General features: G+C 70.6%; 23 protein-coding genes. 14 read left to right on the forward strand and 9 right to left on the reverse strand.

From position 1 onward, the window contains the following. Positions 1-78: 78 nt before the first annotated feature. Positions 79-330, forward strand: coding sequence for a hypothetical protein (locus ACIBKY_RS19835; protein WP_397098098.1), 252 nt, complete (start codon positions 79-81; stop codon positions 328-330). On the opposite strand, the gene ACIBKY_RS19840 is transcribed toward ACIBKY_RS19835, so the two are convergent. After that, complete coding sequence (locus ACIBKY_RS19840) at positions 327-1217, reverse strand: LysR family transcriptional regulator (protein WP_397098099.1); 891 nt, start codon at positions 1215-1217, stop codon at positions 327-329. The two genes, ACIBKY_RS19835 and ACIBKY_RS19840, sit on opposite strands and share 4 nt — an antisense overlap. A 63-nt stretch (positions 1218-1280) precedes the next feature. On the opposite strand from ACIBKY_RS19840, the gene ACIBKY_RS19845 reads away from it, so the two are divergent. The 5 genes from ACIBKY_RS19845 to ACIBKY_RS19865 are packed head-to-tail and all read left to right on the forward strand — an operon-like array spanning position 1281 to position 5379. After that, on the forward strand, positions 1281-1736 hold the full coding sequence (locus ACIBKY_RS19845; RefSeq protein WP_397098100.1) for a nuclear transport factor 2 family protein: 456 nt from the start codon (positions 1281-1283) through the stop codon (positions 1734-1736). A gap of 8 nt (positions 1737-1744) precedes the next feature. Then, a complete protein-coding gene (locus ACIBKY_RS19850) occupies positions 1745-2398 on the forward strand; it encodes an SDR family NAD(P)-dependent oxidoreductase (protein WP_397098101.1) in 654 nt (217 codons plus the stop codon). Between the two features lie 20 nt (positions 2399-2418). Then, a complete protein-coding gene (locus tag ACIBKY_RS19855; RefSeq protein WP_397098102.1) occupies positions 2419-3246 on the forward strand; it encodes an NAD(P)H-binding protein in 828 nt (275 codons plus the stop codon). Further along, a complete protein-coding gene (locus tag ACIBKY_RS19860) occupies positions 3243-4487 on the forward strand; it encodes an MBL fold metallo-hydrolase (RefSeq protein ID WP_397098103.1) in 1245 nt (414 codons plus the stop codon). Before ACIBKY_RS19855 ends, ACIBKY_RS19860 begins: the two co-directional genes overlap by 4 nt. Positions 4488-4500: 13 nt before the next feature. Further along, on the forward strand, positions 4501-5379 hold the full coding sequence (locus tag ACIBKY_RS19865) for an alpha/beta hydrolase (RefSeq protein WP_397098104.1): 879 nt from the start codon (positions 4501-4503) through the stop codon (positions 5377-5379). A 121-nt stretch (positions 5380-5500) separates the two neighbouring features. Here the strand turns inward: ACIBKY_RS19865 and ACIBKY_RS19870 are convergent, their stop codons facing one another. The 4 genes from ACIBKY_RS19870 to ACIBKY_RS19885 all read right to left on the reverse strand — a co-directional run bounded on the left by ACIBKY_RS19870 (position 5501) and on the right by ACIBKY_RS19885 (position 8283). Beyond that, entirely contained in the window at positions 5501-5695 is a 195-nt protein-coding gene (locus ACIBKY_RS19870; protein ID WP_397098422.1) for an AAA domain-containing protein, read from the reverse strand. Further along, positions 5647-5931, reverse strand: coding sequence for a hypothetical protein (locus ACIBKY_RS19875; protein ID WP_397098105.1), 285 nt, complete (start codon positions 5929-5931; stop codon positions 5647-5649). Before ACIBKY_RS19875 ends, ACIBKY_RS19870 begins: the two co-directional genes overlap by 49 nt. A 368-nt stretch (positions 5932-6299) precedes the next feature. Further along, positions 6300-7322 (reverse strand): hypothetical protein, encoded by a 1023-nt coding sequence (locus ACIBKY_RS19880; RefSeq protein WP_397098106.1) that lies wholly within the window; start codon positions 7320-7322, stop codon positions 6300-6302. A 46-nt stretch (positions 7323-7368) separates the two neighbouring features. Beyond that, the gene (locus tag ACIBKY_RS19885) at positions 7369-8283 is read right to left on the reverse strand and encodes a DMT family transporter (protein ID WP_397098107.1); all 915 of its coding nucleotides are present in this window, start codon (positions 8281-8283) and stop codon (positions 7369-7371) included. Between ACIBKY_RS19885 and ACIBKY_RS19890 the strand changes: the two genes are divergently transcribed. After that, a complete protein-coding gene (locus tag ACIBKY_RS19890; protein WP_397098108.1) occupies positions 8282-9679 on the forward strand; it encodes a PLP-dependent aminotransferase family protein in 1398 nt (465 codons plus the stop codon). The two genes, ACIBKY_RS19885 and ACIBKY_RS19890, sit on opposite strands and share 2 nt — an antisense overlap. Here the strand turns inward: ACIBKY_RS19890 and ACIBKY_RS19895 are convergent. Beyond that, the gene (locus tag ACIBKY_RS19895; RefSeq protein WP_397098109.1) at positions 9676-10404 is read right to left on the reverse strand and encodes an alpha/beta fold hydrolase; all 729 of its coding nucleotides are present in this window, start codon (positions 10402-10404) and stop codon (positions 9676-9678) included. The two genes, ACIBKY_RS19890 and ACIBKY_RS19895, sit on opposite strands and share 4 nt — an antisense overlap. Before the next feature lie 55 nt (positions 10405-10459). On the opposite strand from ACIBKY_RS19895, the gene ACIBKY_RS19900 reads away from it, so the two are divergent. Beyond that, a complete protein-coding gene (locus ACIBKY_RS19900; protein WP_397098110.1) occupies positions 10460-11062 on the forward strand; it encodes a TetR/AcrR family transcriptional regulator C-terminal domain-containing protein in 603 nt (200 codons plus the stop codon). On the opposite strand, the gene ACIBKY_RS19905 is transcribed toward ACIBKY_RS19900, so the two are convergent. Next, positions 11038-11343, reverse strand: a complete 306-nt coding sequence (locus ACIBKY_RS19905; RefSeq protein WP_397098111.1) for an antibiotic biosynthesis monooxygenase family protein — start codon at positions 11341-11343, stop codon at positions 11038-11040. The two genes, ACIBKY_RS19900 and ACIBKY_RS19905, sit on opposite strands and share 25 nt — an antisense overlap. Before the next feature lie 49 nt (positions 11344-11392). Between ACIBKY_RS19905 and ACIBKY_RS19910 the strand changes: the two genes are divergently transcribed. The 6 genes from ACIBKY_RS19910 to add all read left to right on the forward strand — a co-directional run bounded on the left by ACIBKY_RS19910 (position 11393) and on the right by add (position 17696). Further along, positions 11393-11896: a CGNR zinc finger domain-containing protein gene (locus ACIBKY_RS19910; protein ID WP_397098112.1), complete on the forward strand. Its 504-nt coding sequence runs from the start codon at positions 11393-11395 to the stop codon at positions 11894-11896. A gap of 44 nt (positions 11897-11940) precedes the next feature. Next, the gene (locus ACIBKY_RS19915) at positions 11941-12549 is read left to right on the forward strand and encodes a GNAT family N-acetyltransferase (RefSeq protein WP_397098113.1); all 609 of its coding nucleotides are present in this window, start codon (positions 11941-11943) and stop codon (positions 12547-12549) included. Between the two features lie 14 nt (positions 12550-12563). Continuing rightward, a complete protein-coding gene (locus tag ACIBKY_RS19920; protein WP_397098114.1) occupies positions 12564-13436 on the forward strand; it encodes a 1,4-dihydroxy-2-naphthoate polyprenyltransferase in 873 nt (290 codons plus the stop codon). A 128-nt stretch (positions 13437-13564) separates the two neighbouring features. Further along, entirely contained in the window at positions 13565-14923 is a 1359-nt protein-coding gene (locus ACIBKY_RS19925; RefSeq protein WP_397098115.1) for a purine-cytosine permease family protein, read from the forward strand. Further along, positions 14920-16713: an adenine deaminase gene (locus tag ACIBKY_RS19930; protein ID WP_397098116.1), complete on the forward strand. Its 1794-nt coding sequence runs from the start codon at positions 14920-14922 to the stop codon at positions 16711-16713. The genes ACIBKY_RS19925 and ACIBKY_RS19930 overlap by 4 nt, the downstream gene beginning before the upstream one ends. Continuing rightward, the gene (add, locus tag ACIBKY_RS19935) at positions 16710-17696 is read left to right on the forward strand and encodes an adenosine deaminase (protein ID WP_397098117.1); all 987 of its coding nucleotides are present in this window, start codon (positions 16710-16712) and stop codon (positions 17694-17696) included. The genes ACIBKY_RS19930 and add overlap by 4 nt, the downstream gene beginning before the upstream one ends. Here add and ACIBKY_RS19940 read toward each other — a convergent pair. Both ACIBKY_RS19940 and ACIBKY_RS19945 read right to left on the reverse strand, forming a co-directional pair. Next, entirely contained in the window at positions 17693-19291 is a 1599-nt protein-coding gene (locus tag ACIBKY_RS19940; RefSeq protein WP_397098118.1) for a PucR family transcriptional regulator, read from the reverse strand. The two genes, add and ACIBKY_RS19940, sit on opposite strands and share 4 nt — an antisense overlap. Then, positions 19282-19944, reverse strand: a complete 663-nt coding sequence (locus tag ACIBKY_RS19945; RefSeq protein WP_397098119.1) for a TenA family protein — start codon at positions 19942-19944, stop codon at positions 19282-19284. The genes ACIBKY_RS19940 and ACIBKY_RS19945 overlap by 10 nt, the downstream gene beginning before the upstream one ends. Position 19945 lies beyond the last annotated feature (1 nt).

A 19945-nucleotide genomic window follows, 5' to 3' on the forward strand; every position in this document is an offset into this window, starting at 1 on the left:
GCATAAGTGTGAGGAACGCACTGGTGGTGGTGACGCCTGCCTCTGGGAGGGCGGGCGCGCCGGCCGTACCGTCTGGGCATGGTCGGATGGTGCATCGCGGTGCTCGGCGCGGCCATGCTGGCCGCGCCGGGCACCCAGGCGACGGGCGGGTATATCTGCGTGACCGGCGAGTTCGGTCAGGGATGGCTGAGCGCGGAGAACTGCGCGGGCAACGGACTGCGGGACGTCACAGTGATCATCTGGTACGGCGACGCCGGCACCTACACCTGTGAGCAGGCCACCTTCTATCCCCTGGCCTCCCATCTGGAAGCAAGAGGCTGCACCATCTAGGAGCGTATGCCGGGTGACAGGGCCTCGATCAGGTCGCGGATGGCGGTGCGGTGGTCGCCGGGCCGCCACGCGAGGGCGAGCTCGCAGGGAGACAGCCCCGTGACCGGGATGGCCGTGATCCCCGGCCGCCGGTAGATCTCGGCGTTGCCGGCGGCGAGCAGGACGACGGCGTCGCTGCTCTCCAGGGCCGCGAAAGTCTCCTCGGTGTTCGTCACGGTCGCGCACACCACCGGCGGCCGCCCGCCACGCTCACCGGTCGCGAGCCAGTGGTCGCGCAGCAATCCGGCGCTTTCGGGAAGGGCCAGGAACGCGTCGTCCAGGAGCTCGGAGAAGCCGACCTCGTCCCGTCCGGCCAGCCGGTGTTCCTGCCGGAACGCGACCCAGCGCGGCTCACGGGCCACGACCCGGACGTTGAGATCGTCCTGGCCGGGGATCGGCAACCAGACGAACGCCACGTCCACCTCGCCCTCGGCCAGGCCCGCCGTGGGGTCGGTCCAGTTGACCTGGCGAAACCGCAGTTCGCAGCCCGGACGCCGGGTGGTGAACCGTTCCCGTATCGCTGCCAGGAAGCCGCGTCCGACGCTGGTGGACATGCCCACGGTGAGCCGTGCGGTTTCGGCGGCGGCGGCGTCGCCGACGGCCCGCTGGGCCTCGTCCCAGCGGTGGAGCAGCTCGCGGGCGATCGGCAGCAGCGCCTCGCCCGGTGCCGTGAGCCGCACCGCGCGCCGGTTCCGGTCGAACAACCTCACCCGCAGCAGATCTTCGAGCTGGCGGATCTGCTTGCTGAGCGTCGGCTGCGCGATGAACAGGCGCTCGGCCGCGCGGGTGAAGCTGAGCTCCTCCGCCACGGCGACGAAATAGCGCAGGTCCCGCAGGTGAGCATCCATAGCCGTTGTCTATTACAGCAGCTATTGGACGTGCCCGAAAGAACCGTTCCATCATTGCCCCTCATGAGCACCACTGAGGATCGCCTGGCGATCATCGAGACCTGCACCCGCATGGCATGGCACACCGACCAGCGTGAGTGGAGCCGCCTGGGCGAGGTGTTCGCGGACTCGGTGACCCTGGACTACACCAGCCTGAACGGCGGCGAGCCCGCCGTGCTGACACCCGGCCAGATCGTCGAGGCGTGGTCGGGCCTGCTCGGCGCGTTCGACGCCACGCAGCACCTGGTGACGAACCACCTGGTGATCGTCGACGACGACTCCGCGATCTGCACGGCGTCGTTCCAGGCCACGCACCGCCTCGCCAATCCGTTCGGCTCGCCGCTCTGGACGCTGGGCGGCACGTACCGCTTCGACCTCGTCCGGTCCGGCCACGCGTGGAAGATCAGCGGGGTGGTGATGACCGCCACCTGGGCCGACGGCAACAAGGACCTGCTGTCCCTGGCGGCCGGTACCGGATGATCGCGCTCGTGACCGGCGGCAACCGGGGGATCGGCCGGGAGGTGTGCCGCAGACTCGCGGAACTGGGCCACACGGTCCTGCTCACCTCCCGGTCGCCGAATGCCGGGGAACTCGGCGGCGACATCGTCCGGTTGCGTCTCGATGTCACCTCCGCCGCGGACATCGCGGAGGTGGCCGCCGCGGTCGCCGACCGGTACGGCCGGCTGGACGTCCTGGTCAACAACGCCGCCATCACCTACGACACGTGGCAGGACGCCGTGTCCGCAGATCTGGACGTGGTCCGCGAGGCCGCCGAGACGAACCTCTACGGCCCGTGGCGGCTGACCCAGGCGTTGCTGCCGCTTCTGCGCGAGAGCGCGCACCCCCGGATCGTCAACGTGTCCAGCGAGGCGGCCGCGCTGACCAACATGGGCGGTGGCACACCCGCGTACGGCATCACCAAGGTGGCGCTCAACGCCCTGACCCGCATGCTCGCGGCCGAGCTGCGCGGCGACGGCGTCCTGGTGAACGCGATCTGCCCGGGCTGGGTCGCGACGGACATGGGAGGGCCGGGCGGCCGTCCGGTCTCCGCGGGCGCGGAAGGCGTCGTCTGGGCGGCCACGCTCCCCGACGACGGCCCGACCGGCGGCTTCTTCCGCGACGGCCGCCCACTCCCCTGGTAACCATTGGTGAGGACGACTCAATGATCTTGGTGACGGGCGCGACGGGCAACGTCGGCGCCGAAGTGGTCCGTGCTCTGGTCGCGGCCGATGAACCGGTCCGTGCTCTGGTACGGGCTCCGCGCGCCGTACCTCATCTGGACGGTGCCGAGACGGTCACCGGCGACCTCAACCGCCCGGAGAGCATGGCCGCGGCGCTGGCCGGGGCCCGCGCGTTGTTCCTGCTTCCCGGGTACGAGAACCTGCCGGGGCTGCTGGCCGAAGCCCGCCGGGCAGGCGTGGAGCAGGTCGTCCTGCTGTCCGGCGGCTCGGCGGAGAGCGGCGACCCGACCAACGCGGTCACCCGGTACATGGCCGCGTCCGAGTCGGCAGTGCGGGAGTCCGGGCTGTCGTGGACGTTCCTGCGACCGGCCGCGTTCATGTCCAACGCCCTTCGCTGGCTGCCGCAGCTGCGGTCCGGCGATCGGGTGCGGGTTCCCTTCCCTGACGTCCGTACGGCGAGCGTCGACCCGTACGACATCGGGGCCGTGGCCGCCCGCGCGCTGCTGTCGGAGGAGTACCGGGGCGCGATCCTCCGGCCGACCGGGCCGGTCGCGATGACACCCGCCGAGCAGGTCGCCGTGCTGGCCAAGGTGCTCGGCCGCGACCTGGAGTTCGTCGGCCTGACGAACGAGGAGGCGCGCGCCGAGTTGCTGGCCACCATGCCCGCCGAGTACGTGGACGCGTTCTTCGACTTCTACGTGACCGGCACGCTGGACGAGTCCGTCGTCCGCCCGACGGTCCGTGAGGTCACCGGCCACGAGCCCCGCACCTTCGCGCAGTGGGCCCGGACCCACGTCGGCACGCCATGAACTCGACCGTGCGGCGCATGCTCGCCGCCTGCACGATCGTGGCGGTGGCCGGCTGTTCCAGCCCCGAGGCGACGGGACGCTTCGCCTCGCCCAACCCCGGCTCTGTCAACACCTACTGGATTCAGGGTCCTGAGGGCCTGGTCGTCATCGACACGCTGCGCACTCCGGCCGACGCCCGCAAGGCGGTGACCGAGATCAGGAAGACCGGCGAGCCGGTCGCCGCCGTCCTGCTCACCCACTCGCATCCCGACCATGTCGGCGGCGCGGGCGCCTTCGACGCGGCGTACCCCGAGGCGCCCATTTACGCCTCCAAGGCGACCGACGCGGCGATGCGGGAGGACAAGCGGGGTTTCTACCCGTTGGCCCGCTCGGCCAACGCCGGCTTCCCCGCCCAGGTCACCTACGCCGACAAGACCTTCGAGGACAACACGCCGTTGCGAGTCGGCGGCATCAGCTTCGAGACCGCCACGTTCGCCCACGGCGAGTCCGACACCGCGACGGTCTACTACCGCCCCGACACCGGCGACCTCTACGCCGGCGACCTGGCCACCGCCAAGGTCATGCCCGCGCTGCTGGAGGGGACCACCTGCGGCTGGCTCCAGGCCCTCGACCAGCTTGACCGGCGCTTCCCCCGCGCCGGAACGATCCACCCCGGCCACGGCGCCGCAGGCCCCGCCCGCGCCCTGATCGACGGGCAGCGCGCGTACCTGCGACGTTTCCGCGATCTGGTACGGCTCGCCACCGCCCGCGACTCCGCCGAGGGGGACACGGTCACCGCCGGCGAGCAGAAGTCGATCATCGACGAGCTCGAGCGCGCCTACCCCGGCCACCCGCCGGTCGCGGACCTCCCGACCCTCGTACAGGAGAACGTCAAAGCCGTGGCCCGCGAACTGTCCACCGAGAACCCCGCCTGCGCCGACGGTCTGCTGCCACCCGTGCAGGCCTACGTGAGCGCGGTCAACGAAGGGGACCTCGACGCGCTGGCGCAGGCGTTCGCCCCCGCGGCAGAACTCGTCGACGTCGGACGGCGCTTCGAGGGCCGCCCCGCGATCCGCGCCTGGGCCAAGGCCGAGGTGATCGGCGGCAGGCTGACCGTCACCAAAATCGCCGAGAACCGCCCCGGTTATCAGCGCCTGCTGGTCCGCTTCGCCCCCGGTGGCCAGGGAGGATTCGCCGCCTACTACGCCTTCACGGTGAACGGCTCATCCATCACCAAAGCCAACCTGACCTACGCCAACTGATCGAGGAGCTCCCATGGAAACGGTGAAGTTCAAGGCCGGAGACGTGACACTGACCGGAAACCTGTTCCTCCCGGACACGATAGAGCCGGTTCCCGGCATCGTGGTGGCAGGCACCTGGACCAGCGTCAAAGAGCAGATGGCCAACCGCTACGCCGAACGACTAGCCGACCGCGGCTTCGCCGCCCTCTCCTTCGACTTCACCGGCTACGGCGAATCCGGGGGCGAGCCCCGCGACTACGAACTGCCGGAGCGCAAGATAGCCGACATCCACCACGCCGTGACCTTCCTCGCAGACCATCCCGCCGTGGACGCCGACCGCCTCGGCGCCCTCGGCGTGTGCGCGGCCGCGATGTACATGAGCGCGAACGCGGCCGCCGACCCCCGCGTCAGGTCACTGGCACTGGTCGCGCCCTGGCTGCACGACCTGGAAATCTGCCATCAGGTGTACGGCGGCGCCGACGGCGTGGCCGGCAAACTGGCCGAGGCAACCCAGGCCCGCGCGAACTTCGAAGCGACAGGCGAGGTCGAATACGTACCGGTGGTCAGCGGCTCCGACCCACGCGCGGCGATGCCGTTCGACATCGACTTCTACCTCAACCCCTCCCGCGGCGGCCTCCCGCAGTGGCCCAACCGCTTCGCGGTGATGGCGTGGGAGGGCTGGCTCGGCTACGACTCGATCTCCCTGTCCTCCCGCATCACCCAGCCCGTCCTGCTGGTACACAGCGAGGCCGCCGCCATCCCGGAGGGAGCACGCCGCTTCTACGCCGGACTGACCGGACCCAAGAAGTCCATCTGGACGGACGGCGACCAGTTCGCCTTCTACGACCAGGAACCCCAGGTCACAACAGCAGTGAACGCGGCAGCGACCCACTTCACCCACACCCTCCCGTAGGTCGCGCCCTCAGCGTCACCAACCGCTCCGACAGGTCACGCCGCATTGAGTCGGTGGCCGTGAGCCGGGCTCGCACCAGGAGGTGCAGGGAGACGTCGGCGTTCTCGGTGACCTCGCGCGGCTACGGCGAGCCGACACGGACGATGGTTCCTGACGGATGGCGATGCTCCCGCAGGATGCCCAGCAGCGCGTTGCCCACGGCGATATTGGTCGCCGAGACAAGCAGGATGCGTTTGCCCGCGGCGATCAGGTCGCCGATCGCCCTCGTCAGTACCAGGGTCTTGCCCGTGCCCGGCGGGCCCCAGACCGGAGGCAGGCTTGGTAGGCCGCCTCCTGCTCCGGGAACAGCCCCGCCGGGGGCCGGGCTCGCGACAACTCGCCCATGGGATTCCTACCGGCCAGCAGGTCGCCGAGCGGCGCGGCGAGACTGTCCTTGAGCGCCTCCACCAAGAATGTCGGGGGCTGCTTGAGCGACCACAGGTAAGGGTCGGCAGGGTCGGCGAACTCGGCCACGCGCACGGTGAGCGTGGATTCGCTCTGCGAGACGTCCATCACCGCGAAGCCCTCGTCGATGCTGCCCTGCTCCGAGCCCGCCAGCCTCGGCCCGTCAAGCCGATGTCCCTACGACAAACAAACTCCTCGTGGCGTTTTCGGGTGTTTGCGGCTCGCCGTCTTCCCCTGCCCACGACCGGGGAGCGCGAGGGGCCGGAGGCCTCTCGCCGGGGGTGCGGGGGCTTGCCCCCGCTGTCACAGCCCGAGCCTTCTGGCGCGCAGCGCCCCACCGCGAGGACCACGCCCTTGGCCCGGGGGTGGGGGGGCCTTGCCCCCGCAGTCACAGCCCAAGCCCCCCGGCGCGCAGCGCCCCACCGCGAGGACCACGCCCTTAGGCCCGGGGACGCGAGGACCAGCCCCAGCCGTCGCTAGAACACGGGGATGATTTCTTCTGGGTCGATGAAGTCGACTGCCACACCCTCCAGGTCCAGTTCCGGGATGGCCGGGAAGGCGATGCCCCAGCGTTCGACGATCGCGCGGACCCTGGCCATAGCCTGGCGCCAGTTCTCCGCCTGTTCCTCGTACGACAGCACACCCAGCCCGGCCTCGCGGGCGTGGTCCATCAGGACGCGGTGGTTGTTCAGGAAGTACGGCGGCAGCTCCCAGAACCCCTCAGGCGGCTCCCAGAGGATCATCGACAGGAACACGAACCCGGCCCGCAACTGCCGGGTGATCAGTGACTTCACGTCCTCGGTCAGCCCCGGCCACTCGTTCTCCAGAATCGTCATGCAAATCTGGAGATGTCGGGACTCGTCCCGGCCGATGCGCTGGAACATCTCCCCGAACACCGGATGCCGGGTCCCCGACGCCATCCCCCTGAACAGCGTCGAGGCTGCCATCTCGCCCATCATGAAGCTCGTGAACAGGACGGGCAGCGAATACTTGCCCACCGCCGAGCTGTACCCGGTCCAGTAGCGCCCGCCGTTGTGGTACAGCCAGCCGATGTTGTTGTGGGCGGCCCTTTCCAAGTCGTCGGCGGGAGTCCAGTTCAGGGGGCCGCCGGGCCACAGGCGGGCGATGGTGCGCTGGCAGCACTCCTCGTGGTTCATCTCGTCGCGGGTGATGGAGAAGAAGCACTTGCGTACGGGATCCTCCTCGTGCTTCTCGAACGCCTGGATCGTCGCACGGGCGAAGACAGCCGGGCCCGAGGCGTCGAAGTTGGCGAGGACCGCGAACCAGTACATGATCCCCAGCCGCTGCTCCCGCGTGAAGTCCTCGGCCACCAGGCCGTCCCAGGGCAGGTCGGCCGGGTTCCAGAGCATGGTCTTGGACTTCTCGTAGATCGCCGCGAGCTTCTCGGTCTCGACCCGCCACTCCATCGGGTAGATGTTCGGCTGCGGGATTTCGGGCGCGGGCCAGAAACCGCCGTCGGGCACGCTGAGGTCGGCCATGTGTGACACCTCCGCCTCCCATCGTGCGGGCCGATGTCATGCGATTTCAAGTACGCGCGCGCTGCGTCACCGCCACACACGCCAGTACGGCCAGCGCCGCCGCCACCGTCACCCACCCGAACCGCTCGTCCAGCAGGACCCAGGCCCACACCATCGTGAGCAGCGGCTGCGCGAGTTGCGTCTGCCCGGCCCGCGCGATGCCGCCCTGGGCCAGACCCGCGTACCAGGGGATGAATCCCAGGAACATGGAGATCAGCCCGACATAGGCGAATCCGGCCACCGCCTCAAGGCTCCACACCACGGGCGTCGTCGCCGCGAGCACCGCGGTGACCGGCAGCGTCACCGGCATCGAGATCACCAGCGCGTAGGAGATCACCTGCCAGCCGGGTGTGGCGCGGGAGAGCCTGCCGCCCTCGGTGTAGCCGACGGCCGCCGACAGCAGCGCCGCCACCAGCAGCAGGTCCGCCCAGGAGGCGCCGCCGCCCTCCGCACGGGTGAAGGTGAAGGCGGTGATCGCGACGGCTCCGGCCGTACACGCGAGCCAGAACACGGGCCGGGGCCGCTCGCCCGCCCGCAGCACGGCGAACGCGGCGGTGGCGGCGGGCAGGAGCCCGATGACCACGCCCGAGTGCGCGGTGCCGGCGCCGAGCGACAGCGCGAGGCCGCTGAAGACGGGAAAGCCGAAGACGACGCCAAGGGAGATGAGCGCATAAGGACGCCATTGGTGGCGCGGCGGCAACAGCGGCACCCGGGCGGCGCGCAGGCACACCAGGGCCACCAGCCCCGCCACCAACGCCCGGCCGATCGCCACCAGCCACGGGTCGAATCCCCTCATCGCGAAGACCGTCGCGGGAAACGAGCCGGAGAACGACAGGACGCCGAGGAATGCCAGCAAGGTCCCGCGGCGGGCGTGGGAGACCGCTACTGCGGGGGCGACGATAGCGCTATTCTGTACATTCATGAACAACGATAGCAGTATCGCCCATATCGCCGCGATGCTGCGCGAAGAGGTCTCCCGCCTCCAACCGGGCGACCGGCTTCCGTCCAGCCGGGAGATCATGCGCCGCCACGGGGTCAGCCCGGTCACGGTGTCGCGGGCGATCGGGCAGCTCACCGCCGAGGGACGGGTGGTGACGCGGCCGGGCGCGGGCGCGTACGTGGCGCAGCGGCCCGCCGCTCCATCCCCCACGGAAGCGGATATGTCCTGGCAGACCGTGGCCCTGGGTGACCGCGTGGTCGACGACACGGCGGTGACCGCCCTGCTGGCCGGCCCGCCCGATCACGTCATCGCGTTGACCGGCGGCTACCTGAACCCCGCCCTGCGCCCCTCCCAGCAGCTCGCCGCCGCCATGGCCAGGGCGGCGCGGCGTCCCGACGCGTGGTCGGTGCCGCCGCTCAACGGGCTGGACGAGCTGCGCCGGTGGTTCGCGGTCCAGGCGGGCGGCGACGTGACCGCGGCCGACGCGCTCGTGGTCAGCGGCGGGCAGTCGGCGCTGTCGCTGGCGTTCAGGTCGCTGGCGGCGCCGGGCACGCCGGTCCTGGTCGAGACGCCCACCTACCCGGGCGCGCTGGCGGCGGCGAAGGCGGCCGGGCTGCGGGCGACAGCCGTACCCATGGATCGCGACGGCGTGCGGCCGGACCTGCTCGCCGAGGCCTTCGCCGTCACCGGCGCGCGGGTCTTCTACTGCCAGCCCACGCTGCACAACCCGACCGGCGCCACACTCTCCCTGGAGCGGCGCGAGCAGGTCATCGGCGTGGCGCGGGCGGCGGGCGCGTTCGTGGTCGAGGACGACGTGCTGCGCTACCTGGCCGACGCCGCGCCTCCGCCGATGGTCTCCATGGACCCCGACGGCACCGTCGTCTACGTCAGCTCGCTCACCAAGGTCCTCGCGCCGAGCCTGCGGGTGGCGGGGGTCGTCGCGCGCGGTCCCGCCGCGCACCGGCTGCGGGCCGGGCAGCTCGTGGAGTCGTTCTTCGTGGCGCGGCCGCTGCAGGAGACGGCGCTGGAGTTCGTGGGCTCACCCGCGTGGGAGCGCCACCTGCGCACGGTGCACGCCGAGATCGCCCGGCGCCGCGACGCGCTGCTCGCGGCCCTCGCCGCACGCCTTCCGGCCGCCGCGCCGCATCTGGTGCCCCGCGGCGGCAAGCATCTGTGGGTACGGCTGCCGCCGCACGTGGACGAGTCCGCCCTGGTCGAGGCGGCCTACCGCAACGGCGTGCTGGTGAGCCCCGGCCGCATGTACTACCCGTCGGAGCCGCCCGGCCCGCGCCTGAGGCTCACCTTCATGGCCGCCGCCCACGTGAGCGAACTGGCCGAGGGCGTCAGGCGGCTGGCCGAGGCGATGGGGCCCGGTTAGGCGAGCACCCGGCCGGCGTGTTCCAGGATGATCCGGGCGAGCAGGTCAGGGGCGCGGTGGTTGGCGGTGTGTCCCTGACCGGGCATGACCACGCGGGTGGCGTGCGGCAGCACGCGTTCGAGGGCGTCCATGCGCTCGCCGAGGTGGGCCGGGCTCTGGTCGCCGCCGAGCAGCACCACCGGCGCCTGGATGCCGGCGTAGTCGCCCAGCCGGTTGCCGAGGGCGTCGATGGCGGCCAGGTCGTCGAGCTGCCGGGGCGCCAGCGCGCGCAGCCTGGGCATCAGGGCCACCGCGAGCGCCCCCACCGCCGCCTGCCAGCCCGGAACCTTGATCACCTCCGCGAAGAAGGTCCGCATGGCCTTGGCCGTCTTGCCCCGGGCCATCGCGTCCCGTGCGCGGCGGGTGGTGTCGCCGCCGAGCGTGGTGCCGGTGATGACGGGCGGTTCGTAGAGGACGGCTCCGGCGAACGGCCCGGCGCGCAGGGCCTCCAGCGCGACCACGCCTCCGGAGGAGTGGCCGACCAGCAGGACCTCGCCGCCCAGCCGTTCGGCGGCGGCGAGCGTCTCGGTGACCTCGTCCTCGATGGTCACGGCCGGTCCCCGATCGGGCCGGTACTGAAGCCGGCATGGCACCTCGACCGGATACCGGGCGGCCAGCAGGCCGGCGGGCTTGCGCCACAGGGAGCCGTCATCCAGACCCGCATGCAACACCAGAATTCCCGACATATCGGCAAACCTCCTTAGCAACGCTAAGGGCAATTTAGCACTGCTAAGGTGAAGTGTGAACAAGAAGGTGACCCGGCAGTTGCTCATCGAGACCGGGCTGCGCCTCCTGGACGAGGTCGGCCTCGACGGCCTGACCGTCCGCAAGCTCGCCGCCGAGCTCGGCGTCCAGTCCCCCGCGCTGTATTGGCACATCCGCACCAAGCAGGAACTCCTGGACGGCATGGCCGACGCCATCGTCCTGGCCGCCGGCATGGGCCCGCCGCCGGACGACGAGTCGTGGCAGGACTGGCTGGCCCGCCGCGCCCGCGCGTACCGTGGCTCGCTGAGCGCGCACCGCGACGGCGCCCGCGTCGTGTCCGGCGCGACCAGCCTCAGCGCCCGCGCGGTGGAACTGTTCGAGCAGGAGCTTGACTCCATGGTCGGCCGGGGCTTCACGCCCGGCCTGGCGCTGCGCACGATCACCACGCTGACCCACTACGTCAACGGCGTCGTCCTGCACGAACAGGCCGGGCGCGGCGGCCCGTCCGGCGTCCTGCCGGGGCCCACCCTGCTGGCCGCCGTGCACGAGACCGGCGGCCCGCTGGGCGAGGACGGCTTCGAGCACGGGCTGCGCGCCTTCGTCGAAGGCACGGCTCAGGCGCTGGCGAAGACCTCGTAGTGCGCGACGGTACGCTCCCGGTCCACCAAGAAGGCGTCGTCGTCGGGGTAGAAGACGGCCCGCGACGGGTCCTCCCCGGCGAAGGCCGCGATGGCTTCCCACGACTCCCAGAACGAGATCAGCAGGAACTCGGTACGGTCACCGTCATCGCGCCGGGTGAAGCGCACCCCCTGGTTCCCCGGCGTCGAGGTGTAACCGGGAAACCCGGTGCGCAGCAGGTAATCCTCGTAGGCGGAGGCGTCGGCCGTACGGGTCCAGCCACGCCAGATGCGGACGATCATCAAGACTCCTCTCCGAAGAAGACACCACTCAACACGCTACAGTGGTTTCATGCTGGAGCTCGTGCGCGACTTCGTGAACACCTATGACGTGGAGAACGACGCCGACGAGCTGAACTCGCCCGCCGAGCTGGCCCTGTGGCTGCGCGAGCGGGGCCTGGCCGGCGAGGGCGACCGGGCGGAGGACGAGGATCTGGCCACCGCGATCGCCCTGCGGGAGGGCCTGCGGGCGGCGTTGCGCCGCGGGGAGGCGGCGGATCTGCCGGAGCTGCCGCTCCGGGTGGTGATCGCGGACGGGCCCCGGCTGGCACCGGTACGGCCCGGCATCCGGGGCGCGCTGGCCCGGATCGCGGCGGCCGTACTCGATCCCGGATGGGAACGTTTGAAGGTCTGCCTGGAAGGCACCTGCCAGTGGGCGTTCATCGACTCCTCGAAGAACCGCTCGCGGTCCTGGTGCTCCATGAAGGTCTGCGGCAACCGCACCAAAACCCGTGCATATCGGGCAAGGAAGCATGGTTCGCGTCGTCTCCAAGGCTCAAACACCGATACGGTGTAACTCGTGCCTTGTGGCATGACGGCAGGCGAAGGAGCGGGCCGAAAATGGCAGACGTAGGCGTCCGGGCGGCCCGGCGCGAGGATGTGCTCCAGGTTGCGAACGTTCAGGTCCGCGCCTGGCGCTACGGCTATCGGGATTTCCTGCCCGAGGGGCCGCTGGAGCAGATGACCGGTGCGGCGGCCGAGAAGATGTGGCTGCGCCAGTGGGATGAGGCCATCGTCGCCCCGCCCACCTCACGCCACCGGGTGCTCGTCGCGGTCGAGACCATCCTCGACACCGAGGGCTTCCCCGCGCTGGGCGTCGGCGGCAGCGCCGCGCTCGCCACGCCGCGCGGCGGCGAGCGCGTGGTCGGCCTGGCCTCCCACGCCCCCGCCGAAGACCCCGACCTCGACCCGACCGTGGTCTCCGAGATGCTGACGCTGCTGGTCGACCCCGACTTCGTCCGCCGCGGGCACGGCAGCCGCCTGCTCAACGCCACCGTCGACCACCTGCGCGAGGACGGCTACCGCCAGATCGTCACCTGGGCCTTCGCCGACAACCACGCCGTCCTGGGCTTCCTGGAGTCGGCCGGCTGGGGCGAGGACATGGCCGAAAGGGTGCTCGACATGGGCCGCCCGATCCGCATGGTCAGGCTCAGCACGGATATCAGCTAGAGGTAGACGAGAACATGGCAACTCCTGGTCAGTGGATCGCCGGTGCGCGGCCGCGCACCCTGCCCAACGCCGTCGTCCCCGTCATGGTCGGCACCGGCGTCGCCTTCGGTCTCGGCGCCGTCGGCTGGTGGCAGGCGCTCGTCGCCCTGGCCGTCGCGCTGCTGCTGCAGATCGGCGTCAACTACGCCAACGACTACAGCGACGGCGTGCGCGGCACCGACGACCAGCGGGTCGGCCCGATGCGCCTGGTCGGCTCCAGGGCCGCCACGCCACGCCAGGTCCTGACCGCCGCCCTGGGCTGCTTCGCCGCCGCCGCGGTGGCCGGCCTGACGCTGGTGATCGCCACCCGCGCGTGGTGGATCCTGCCGGTCGGCGCGGCGGCGATCGCCGCCGCGTGGTTCTACACCGGGGGCAAGCGCCCGTACGGCTACCGCGCGCTCGGCGAGTTGTCCGTCTTCGTGTTCTTCGGCGTGGTCCCGGTGGTCGGCACCACGTTCGTCCAGGTGGAGTACCTGTCCGGCCTGGCCCTGGCCGCTTCGGTCCCGGTCGGCCTGCTGTCGTGCTCGATGCTCGTGGTCAACAACCTGCGCGACGTCGTCACCGACGGTCCCGCGGGCAAGAAGACCCTGGCCGTCGTCCTGGGCGCCGAGCGCACCCGCGTGCTCTACGCCGCCTGCCTGGTGCTGCCGTTCGTGATCGTGCTGGCGCTGGTGACGGTCTCGCCGTGGGTGGCGCTGGCGCTGCTGGCCGCGCCGCTGGCCATCGCCCCCATCCGTACCGTTCTGGGCGGTGCTGTCGGGCCCGACCTGATCGCCGTCCTCCAGGCGACGGGCAAGCTCCAGATGGCGTTCGGGCTGCTGTTCTCGATCGGGCTGGCGCTGATCTAGCCGTCCGGGCTCGGATGATCTCTTTGTAGGCCTCGACAAGCGGTGCGGGACAGGCTCGTATGTCCGGATAACTGCCCAGGTCAGCCCCCTTTGGTTCACTGAAGGGGACACCGACCTGGGAGGACACGATGGAACAACGCGGGATCGAGCTGGTCCCGGCCGGGGAGAGGTATGGCCGCCCGCGTGACCTTCTCTTCCTGTGGACCGGGACGACGATGGGCATCTTCACCCTCGTCTACGGCACCACCATCGTGGCCGCCTTCGGCCTCAGCTTCTGGCAGGCCGTGGCGGCGATCGTCGTCGGCAACCTGCTGGCCTTCCCCCTCGTCGGCCTGACCAGCCTCCAGGGCCCGGCCACCGGCACCTCCACCATGGCCGTCTCCCGCGCCGCCTACGGACCCAAGGGCGCGCGGCTGCTCAGCTTCTTCGGCTGGCTCAACATGGTCGGCTTCGAGGCCGGCGGCATGGTCCTGATCACCTTCGCCGCCCTGTCGCTGCTCGGCCAGGCCGGAGTGGCCACCGAGGGCCTGGGGCTGAAGGTCGCCGTCATCCTGGTCGCCGCGCTCATCCAGCTCGTGCTGCCGCTCATCGGGCACGCCGCGGTGATGAAGGCGCAGAAGTACTTCACCTGGGTCTTCGTCGTCCTCTTCGGGCTCATGGCGATCCTGGTCGGCCCCAAGGTCGACGTGGCGGCGGGCGGCGCCGGCGCGGACTTCACCACCTTCACGGTCGCCGTCGCGCTGATCATGTCGGCGGGTGGCCTGTCCTGGGGACCGCTCGGCGGCGACTACTCGCGCTACCTCCCCGCCGACTCCTCCAAGAAGGCCGTCTTCGGGTACGCCTTCCTCGGTGGCTTCGTGCCGTACGTGCTGTTGATGACCCTCGGCGCGGCCGTCGCCACCGTGGTCAAGGACGCGGCCGACCCGATCTCCGGGCTGCCCGGGGCGCTGCCGGCCTGGTTCGTCGTGCCGTACCTGCTGCTGGCGATCGTCTCGCTGTTCGCGGTCAACACCACCGACCTGTACTCCTCGGGGTTGAACCTGCAGGCCGCCGGCATCAAGGTGAAACGGTGGGTGGCTGTGGTGGCCGACCTCATCCTGTGCGTGATCATCACGTACGTGGCGGTGACGTCGGAGAACTTCAACACGATGCTCAACACCTTCCTCGGCCTGCTGATCATCTGGCTGGCGCCGTGGGCCGGCGTCTACGTCACCGACTGGCTGCGCAGGAAGGGCCGCTACGACGCCCGCGCCCTGTTCGACGAGAGCGCACCCGGCCAGGTCCGCTGGGCGGCGATCATCGCCCAGGTCGCGGGCATGGTCGCCGCTGCCCTCTGGATCAACTCCACCGCGTTCGTCGGCTGGATCTCCCAGGCCACCGGCGGCACCGACTTCAGCATCTTCGCCGGGTTCCTGGTGGCCGGGGCGGCTTATGCCGTACTGGATCGCCGGCCCGTTTCCGTTCCTGTTCTTGAGGGGGTTCGATGACACTGCTCGACGTGGCGTACGGCAGGCGGCCGGCTGACACGATCATCACCAACGGCACGCTGGTCAACGTCCTGACGGGCGAGATCTACCCCGCAGAGATCGGGATATTTCAGGACCGGATCGCCGCCGTCGGGCCCGCTCTCCGGCGCGGTCCGGAGACCCGGGTGATCGACGCCGCGGGCGGGTACCTGGTGCCCGGCCTGATCGACGGGCACCTGCACATCGAGTGCTCCAAGTTGTCGGTCACCAGCTTCGCCGACCTGGTCGTACCGCTGGGCACGACAAGCGTCGTGTCGGGCCTCGACCAGGTGCTCGTCGTCGAGGGCCTACCCGGAGTCCGGAAATTTCTGGATGAGTCGAAGAAGACCGGGATGCGGATCTGGTGGGGCGCCCCCGCGAAAGCCCCGTACACCGTGCCCCAGAGCAACGTCGGCTTCACCTTCGGCCCCGACGAGCACCGCGAGGCCCACACCTGGCCCGAGTGCGTCGGCGTGTGGGAGACCGTCCAGGAGATGGTCGAGCACGGCGACCCCGCCGTGATGCGGGCTCTGGAGCTGGCCGAGAAGCACCGGCTGCCGGTCTTCGGCTGCGCCCCGATGTCGGACGCCCGCCGCATAGCGGGCCTGGCCGCCGCCGGCATCCGTCTCGACCACGAGTCGTACTCCCACGGGGAGATGCTGGAGAAGCTGCGCCAGGGTATCTACGCCATTGTGCGTGAATCCTCCGTGGCCCACTTCCTGCGGGAGAACATCCAGGTCGTGAGCAAGGTCGGCGCCCGCAGGGTGGCCTTCTGCACCGACGACGTGCACGCCGCCGACGTCCTGGCCGGCGGGCACATGGACAAGCTGGTACGCATGGCCGTGGAGGCCGGAGTGGACCCGGTCACCGCGATCCAGATGGCCACGGTCAACTGCGCCGAGATGTACCGCATCGACGACAAGGTGGGCAGCATCGCCCCCGGCCGCTTCGCCGACGTGCTGATCGTGGACTCGCTGGAGGACTTCCGCGTCCGCGACGTCGTCGCCGCGGGGTCGCTGGTGGCCCGCGACGGTCGTCTGATCAGCCCGACCGCCCCACCCGCCCGGGGCCAGGTCACGAAATTTCCGCTCAAGACGGTCACGGCCGACGACTTCGCCCTGCACAGCAACCAGACCAGCAACCAGACCGTCACCCAGACCGGCGCCCAGACCGTCACCCAGAGCGGCGAGCAGGCCGGCGAGCAGGAGACAGTGGACGTGCTGGCCATCGGCTTCACCGAGCAGGTCTTCGTCCGCAAGCGCCGCGACGTCACGCTCCCCGTGCTCAACGGCATCGTGGAGCCGAGCGTCGAGAAGGACGCCCTCCTCGTCACCGTCGTGGAGCGCTACGGCAAGACCGGCAACATGCCGGTGGCCGTGGTCAGCGGCATGGGCATCCGCGAGGGCGCCATCGCCACCAGCGCCGCCCCGGACGACAACAACATCATCTGCGTCGGCGCCTCCCGCGCGGACATGGCCCTGGCCGTCAACACCGTGGCCGAGATGGGCGGCGGCCAGGTGATCGTGGTCAACGGCGAGGTACGCGAACGGCTCCCGCTCCCCATCGCCGGCATCGTCTCCGACCTGCCCGCGGCCGAGATGGCCGTGGCCGAGCAGCGCCTGGACGACCTGGCCCGCGAGCTGGGCTGCACCCTGCCTTCACCGCTGATGTACCTGTTCTTCCTGTCCATCACCGCGATCCCCGACTACGCCGTGACCGACCTCGGCCTGGTGGATTGCGTCAACCTCGAGGTCGTGGAGGTCATTCAGTGACTGCGTTCATCGCCGGGCTGCCCAAGTGTGAGCTGCATCTGCACATCGAGGGGACGCTGGAGCCGGAGCTCAAGTTCGAGCTGGCCCGGCGCAACGGGATCGCGCTGCCGTACGCGGGCGTCGAGGAGATGCGCGCCGCCTACGACTTCGACGACCTGACCTCGTTCCTCAAGATCTACTACGAGGGCATGGGCGTGCTGCGCACCGAGCCCGACTTCTACGACCTGGCCATGGCCTACCTGCGCAAGGCCGCCTCACAGAACGTGCGCTACGCGGAGATCTTCTTCGACCCGCAGGCGCACACCTCGCGCGGCGTGCCGTTCGACGTGGTGATCCGGGGCCTGCGGCGGGCGCTCATCGACGCCGAGGCCCAGCTCGACGTGCGCGCGCAGCTCATCATGTGCTTCCTGCGCGACTTCCAGGCCGAGTACGCGATGGCGACGCTGCTGGAGTCGCTGCCCTACAAGGAGTGGATCGTCGGCGTCGGCCTGGACTCCGACGAGAAGGGCAACCCGCCGGCCAAGTTCGCCGCCGTGTACGAGCGCGCCCGCCAGGAGGGCTACCTGCTGACCATGCACTGCGACGTCGACCAGCAGAACTCGGTCGAGCACATCCGCCAGGCGATCCAGGACATCGGCGTCAACCGCATCGACCACGGCGTCAACATCCTGGAGGACCCGAAGCTGGTCGCGGAGGTCCTGGACAAGGGCATCGGCATGACCTCCTGCCCGATCTCCAACGGCTACGTCACCGACTCCATGAAGATCGAGGGCATCCGCAAGCTGCTCGACCTGGGCGTGCGGGTCACGATCAGCTCCGACGACCCGGCCTACTTCCTGGGCTACGTGGCCGAGAACCTCGAAGTGCTCAACTTCCCCGACGAGGATCTCAAGCAGCTGCAGCGCAACGCCTTCGAGATCACCTGGCTGCCCCGCCACGTCAAGGACGCCTACATCGCCGAAGTGGACGTCTACGCGCCTTAGCGCATGCGCACGGCCAGCATGAAGTCCACCCGCTGGTCCCAGGAGTTGAGCGAGCGGCCGGTCAGCTCCTCGATGCGCTTGAGCCGGTAGCGCAGCGTGTTGACATGGACGTGCAGGCGTTCCGAGGTCGTGGTCCAGTTGCCCGACTCCTCAAGGAACGCCTGCAACGTCTCCAGCAGATCGGTCTGGTGCGCCGCGTCGTAGGCTTCCAGCGCGCCCAGCAGCCGGGTCCGGAAGGACTTGCGCAGATCCGCCGGAATCGCCGCCAGCAGCGTGCGGTGGGAGCTGACGTCGTCGCCGGTGATCACGCTGATCCGCTCGCCGCTCAGCGCGGCCAGCGAGCGCGCGTGCCGGGCCTCCTCGATCAGCCCGTTCAGCGCGGCGGGCCCAGTCGTGACGCTGCTGACGCCGAGCGCGATCCGCCCCTCACCGCTCAGCCCCGCCTCCAGCCTGCGCGCGCCGGCCATCACGTGCTCGGTCAGCTCCCGCGCGCTGTTGCCCGCCAGCGGGACGAGCGCGATCGCCTCGCCGTCCGCGGCGGCCCCGGTGCCCGCGGCGCCGGACGTCCCGCTCACGGTTCCGGACATCCTGCCCGCGCTGCCGGACGTCCCGCTCGCGGTTCCGGGCGCGGCGGTCACGATGCCGGGCGCCAGCGGCCGCAACAGCTCATCCAGTACGGCCACGCCCGCGTCCCCCGGCGCCGACAACGCCACCACCAGCAGCCCGTGCTCGGTCTCCACGTGCAACGTGTGCAGGCGGGACACCACACCGGGCAGAGCCGCCTCCCCCGACTCCAGCAGCTCCAGGAGCTGGTCGAACACCCGCCGCTCGATCCGCTGCGCCGCCTCCAGCCGGGAGCGCTCCAGCGCCACCAGCGCGGCCAGCTCCACGACGAGGTCCTCGTTCTCCCCCTGCGCCTGCTCCCCTGCATAGGCCAGGAACCAGTTGGCGATCCGGTGCGGAGCGCCCTTGCTGATCGGGAAGACCGACAGCCCGCCCACCATCCCCGGCAGGTGGCGCGCGGTCAGGAACGTGTGGGCCAGCCGCTCCCGTTGTTCCTCGGCCAGCGGCTGCGAACCGACGATGACCCGGCCGGTCGGCGACATCACCCAGCACGGCACGTCGAGCTCCCCGGCCACCGCGGTGACCACCTTGGTCAGGCTGCCGCCGTCGACCAGCGTGCTGGCCAGGCGGCGGCGGGAGCCGTACCGCTGACGGGGCGGGGTGCCGAGCTCGGCGATCAGCGCGCGCAGGACGTGCTCGGTGACGTGGCTGAACGGCACCTCGACGGGGAGCGTGAGCAGCGGCAGCCCGGCCTCGGCGCAGGCGTCGACGAGGTCGAGCGGGACGCCCTTGAGCGCGGTGCCGGAGACGAGCGCCGCCACCTCACCCAGAGCTTTCACGAAATTTCGGGATGACTCGGCGCCGGTGTGCCAGGTCAGCTCGGTCAGCACCAGCTCCCCCGGCTTCACGAACCTGCCCGGTTCGGCGAGGTCCGTGGTGGACACGCCGCGTACCTGCCGGTCGAGCAGGTCATGCCCGGTCAGCACCTTGAGGTGGAGGTGGCGGGCCCGCACCAGCTCCCTCAGCCGCATGGCCAGCCCTCACGGCGCCAGGCGGCCTCCCAGTACATCCACTCGAACCGGGCCGTCGTCAGCGCCCGGTCCAGGAGCCGCTCACGGTCGTCGGCGCCCAGGATCAGGCCGTCGAGCAGGTCCAGCGCGCCCGCGACGGTCTCCTGGTAGGACTCGGCGCCGTAGGTCTCGATCCACCAGGCGTAGAGCGGATCGGGCGACGAACGCCGGAGCAGCGCCTCGCCGACCCTGGCGTAGATCCAGTAGCACGGCACGATCGCGCCGAGCGCCTCGGGGAAGGTGCCGAGCGAGCAGCTCCTGACCAGGTAGGAGGCGTAGCCGACCGTGGTGGGCGCGGCGGGCAGCTTGCGCGCGTCGGCCTCGTCAAGACCGAACGCCGCCAGCAGCTCCACCACCAGGCTGTGCTCGACCTCGACCGTCATCGCCGCGTCCCGCGCGAAGCTCTGCACCGAGGACGGCTCCGGCGAACGCGCCGCGCAGGCCGCCTGGGCCCGCGCGTAGTCCGGCAGGAAATGCGCCTCCTGCACGACGTAGTGCCGGAACGCCGCGCGCGGCAGTGATCCGTCCGTCAGCCCGGCCAGGAACGGATGGGCGAGGATCTGGTCATAGACCCCGCCGACGACCTGCCACACATCATCTCGCAAGCGGCTCACC

The organism is Nonomuraea sp. NPDC050394, from assembly GCF_044459065.1.
Classification (GTDB): Bacteria; Actinomycetota; Actinomycetes; order Streptosporangiales; family Streptosporangiaceae; genus Nonomuraea.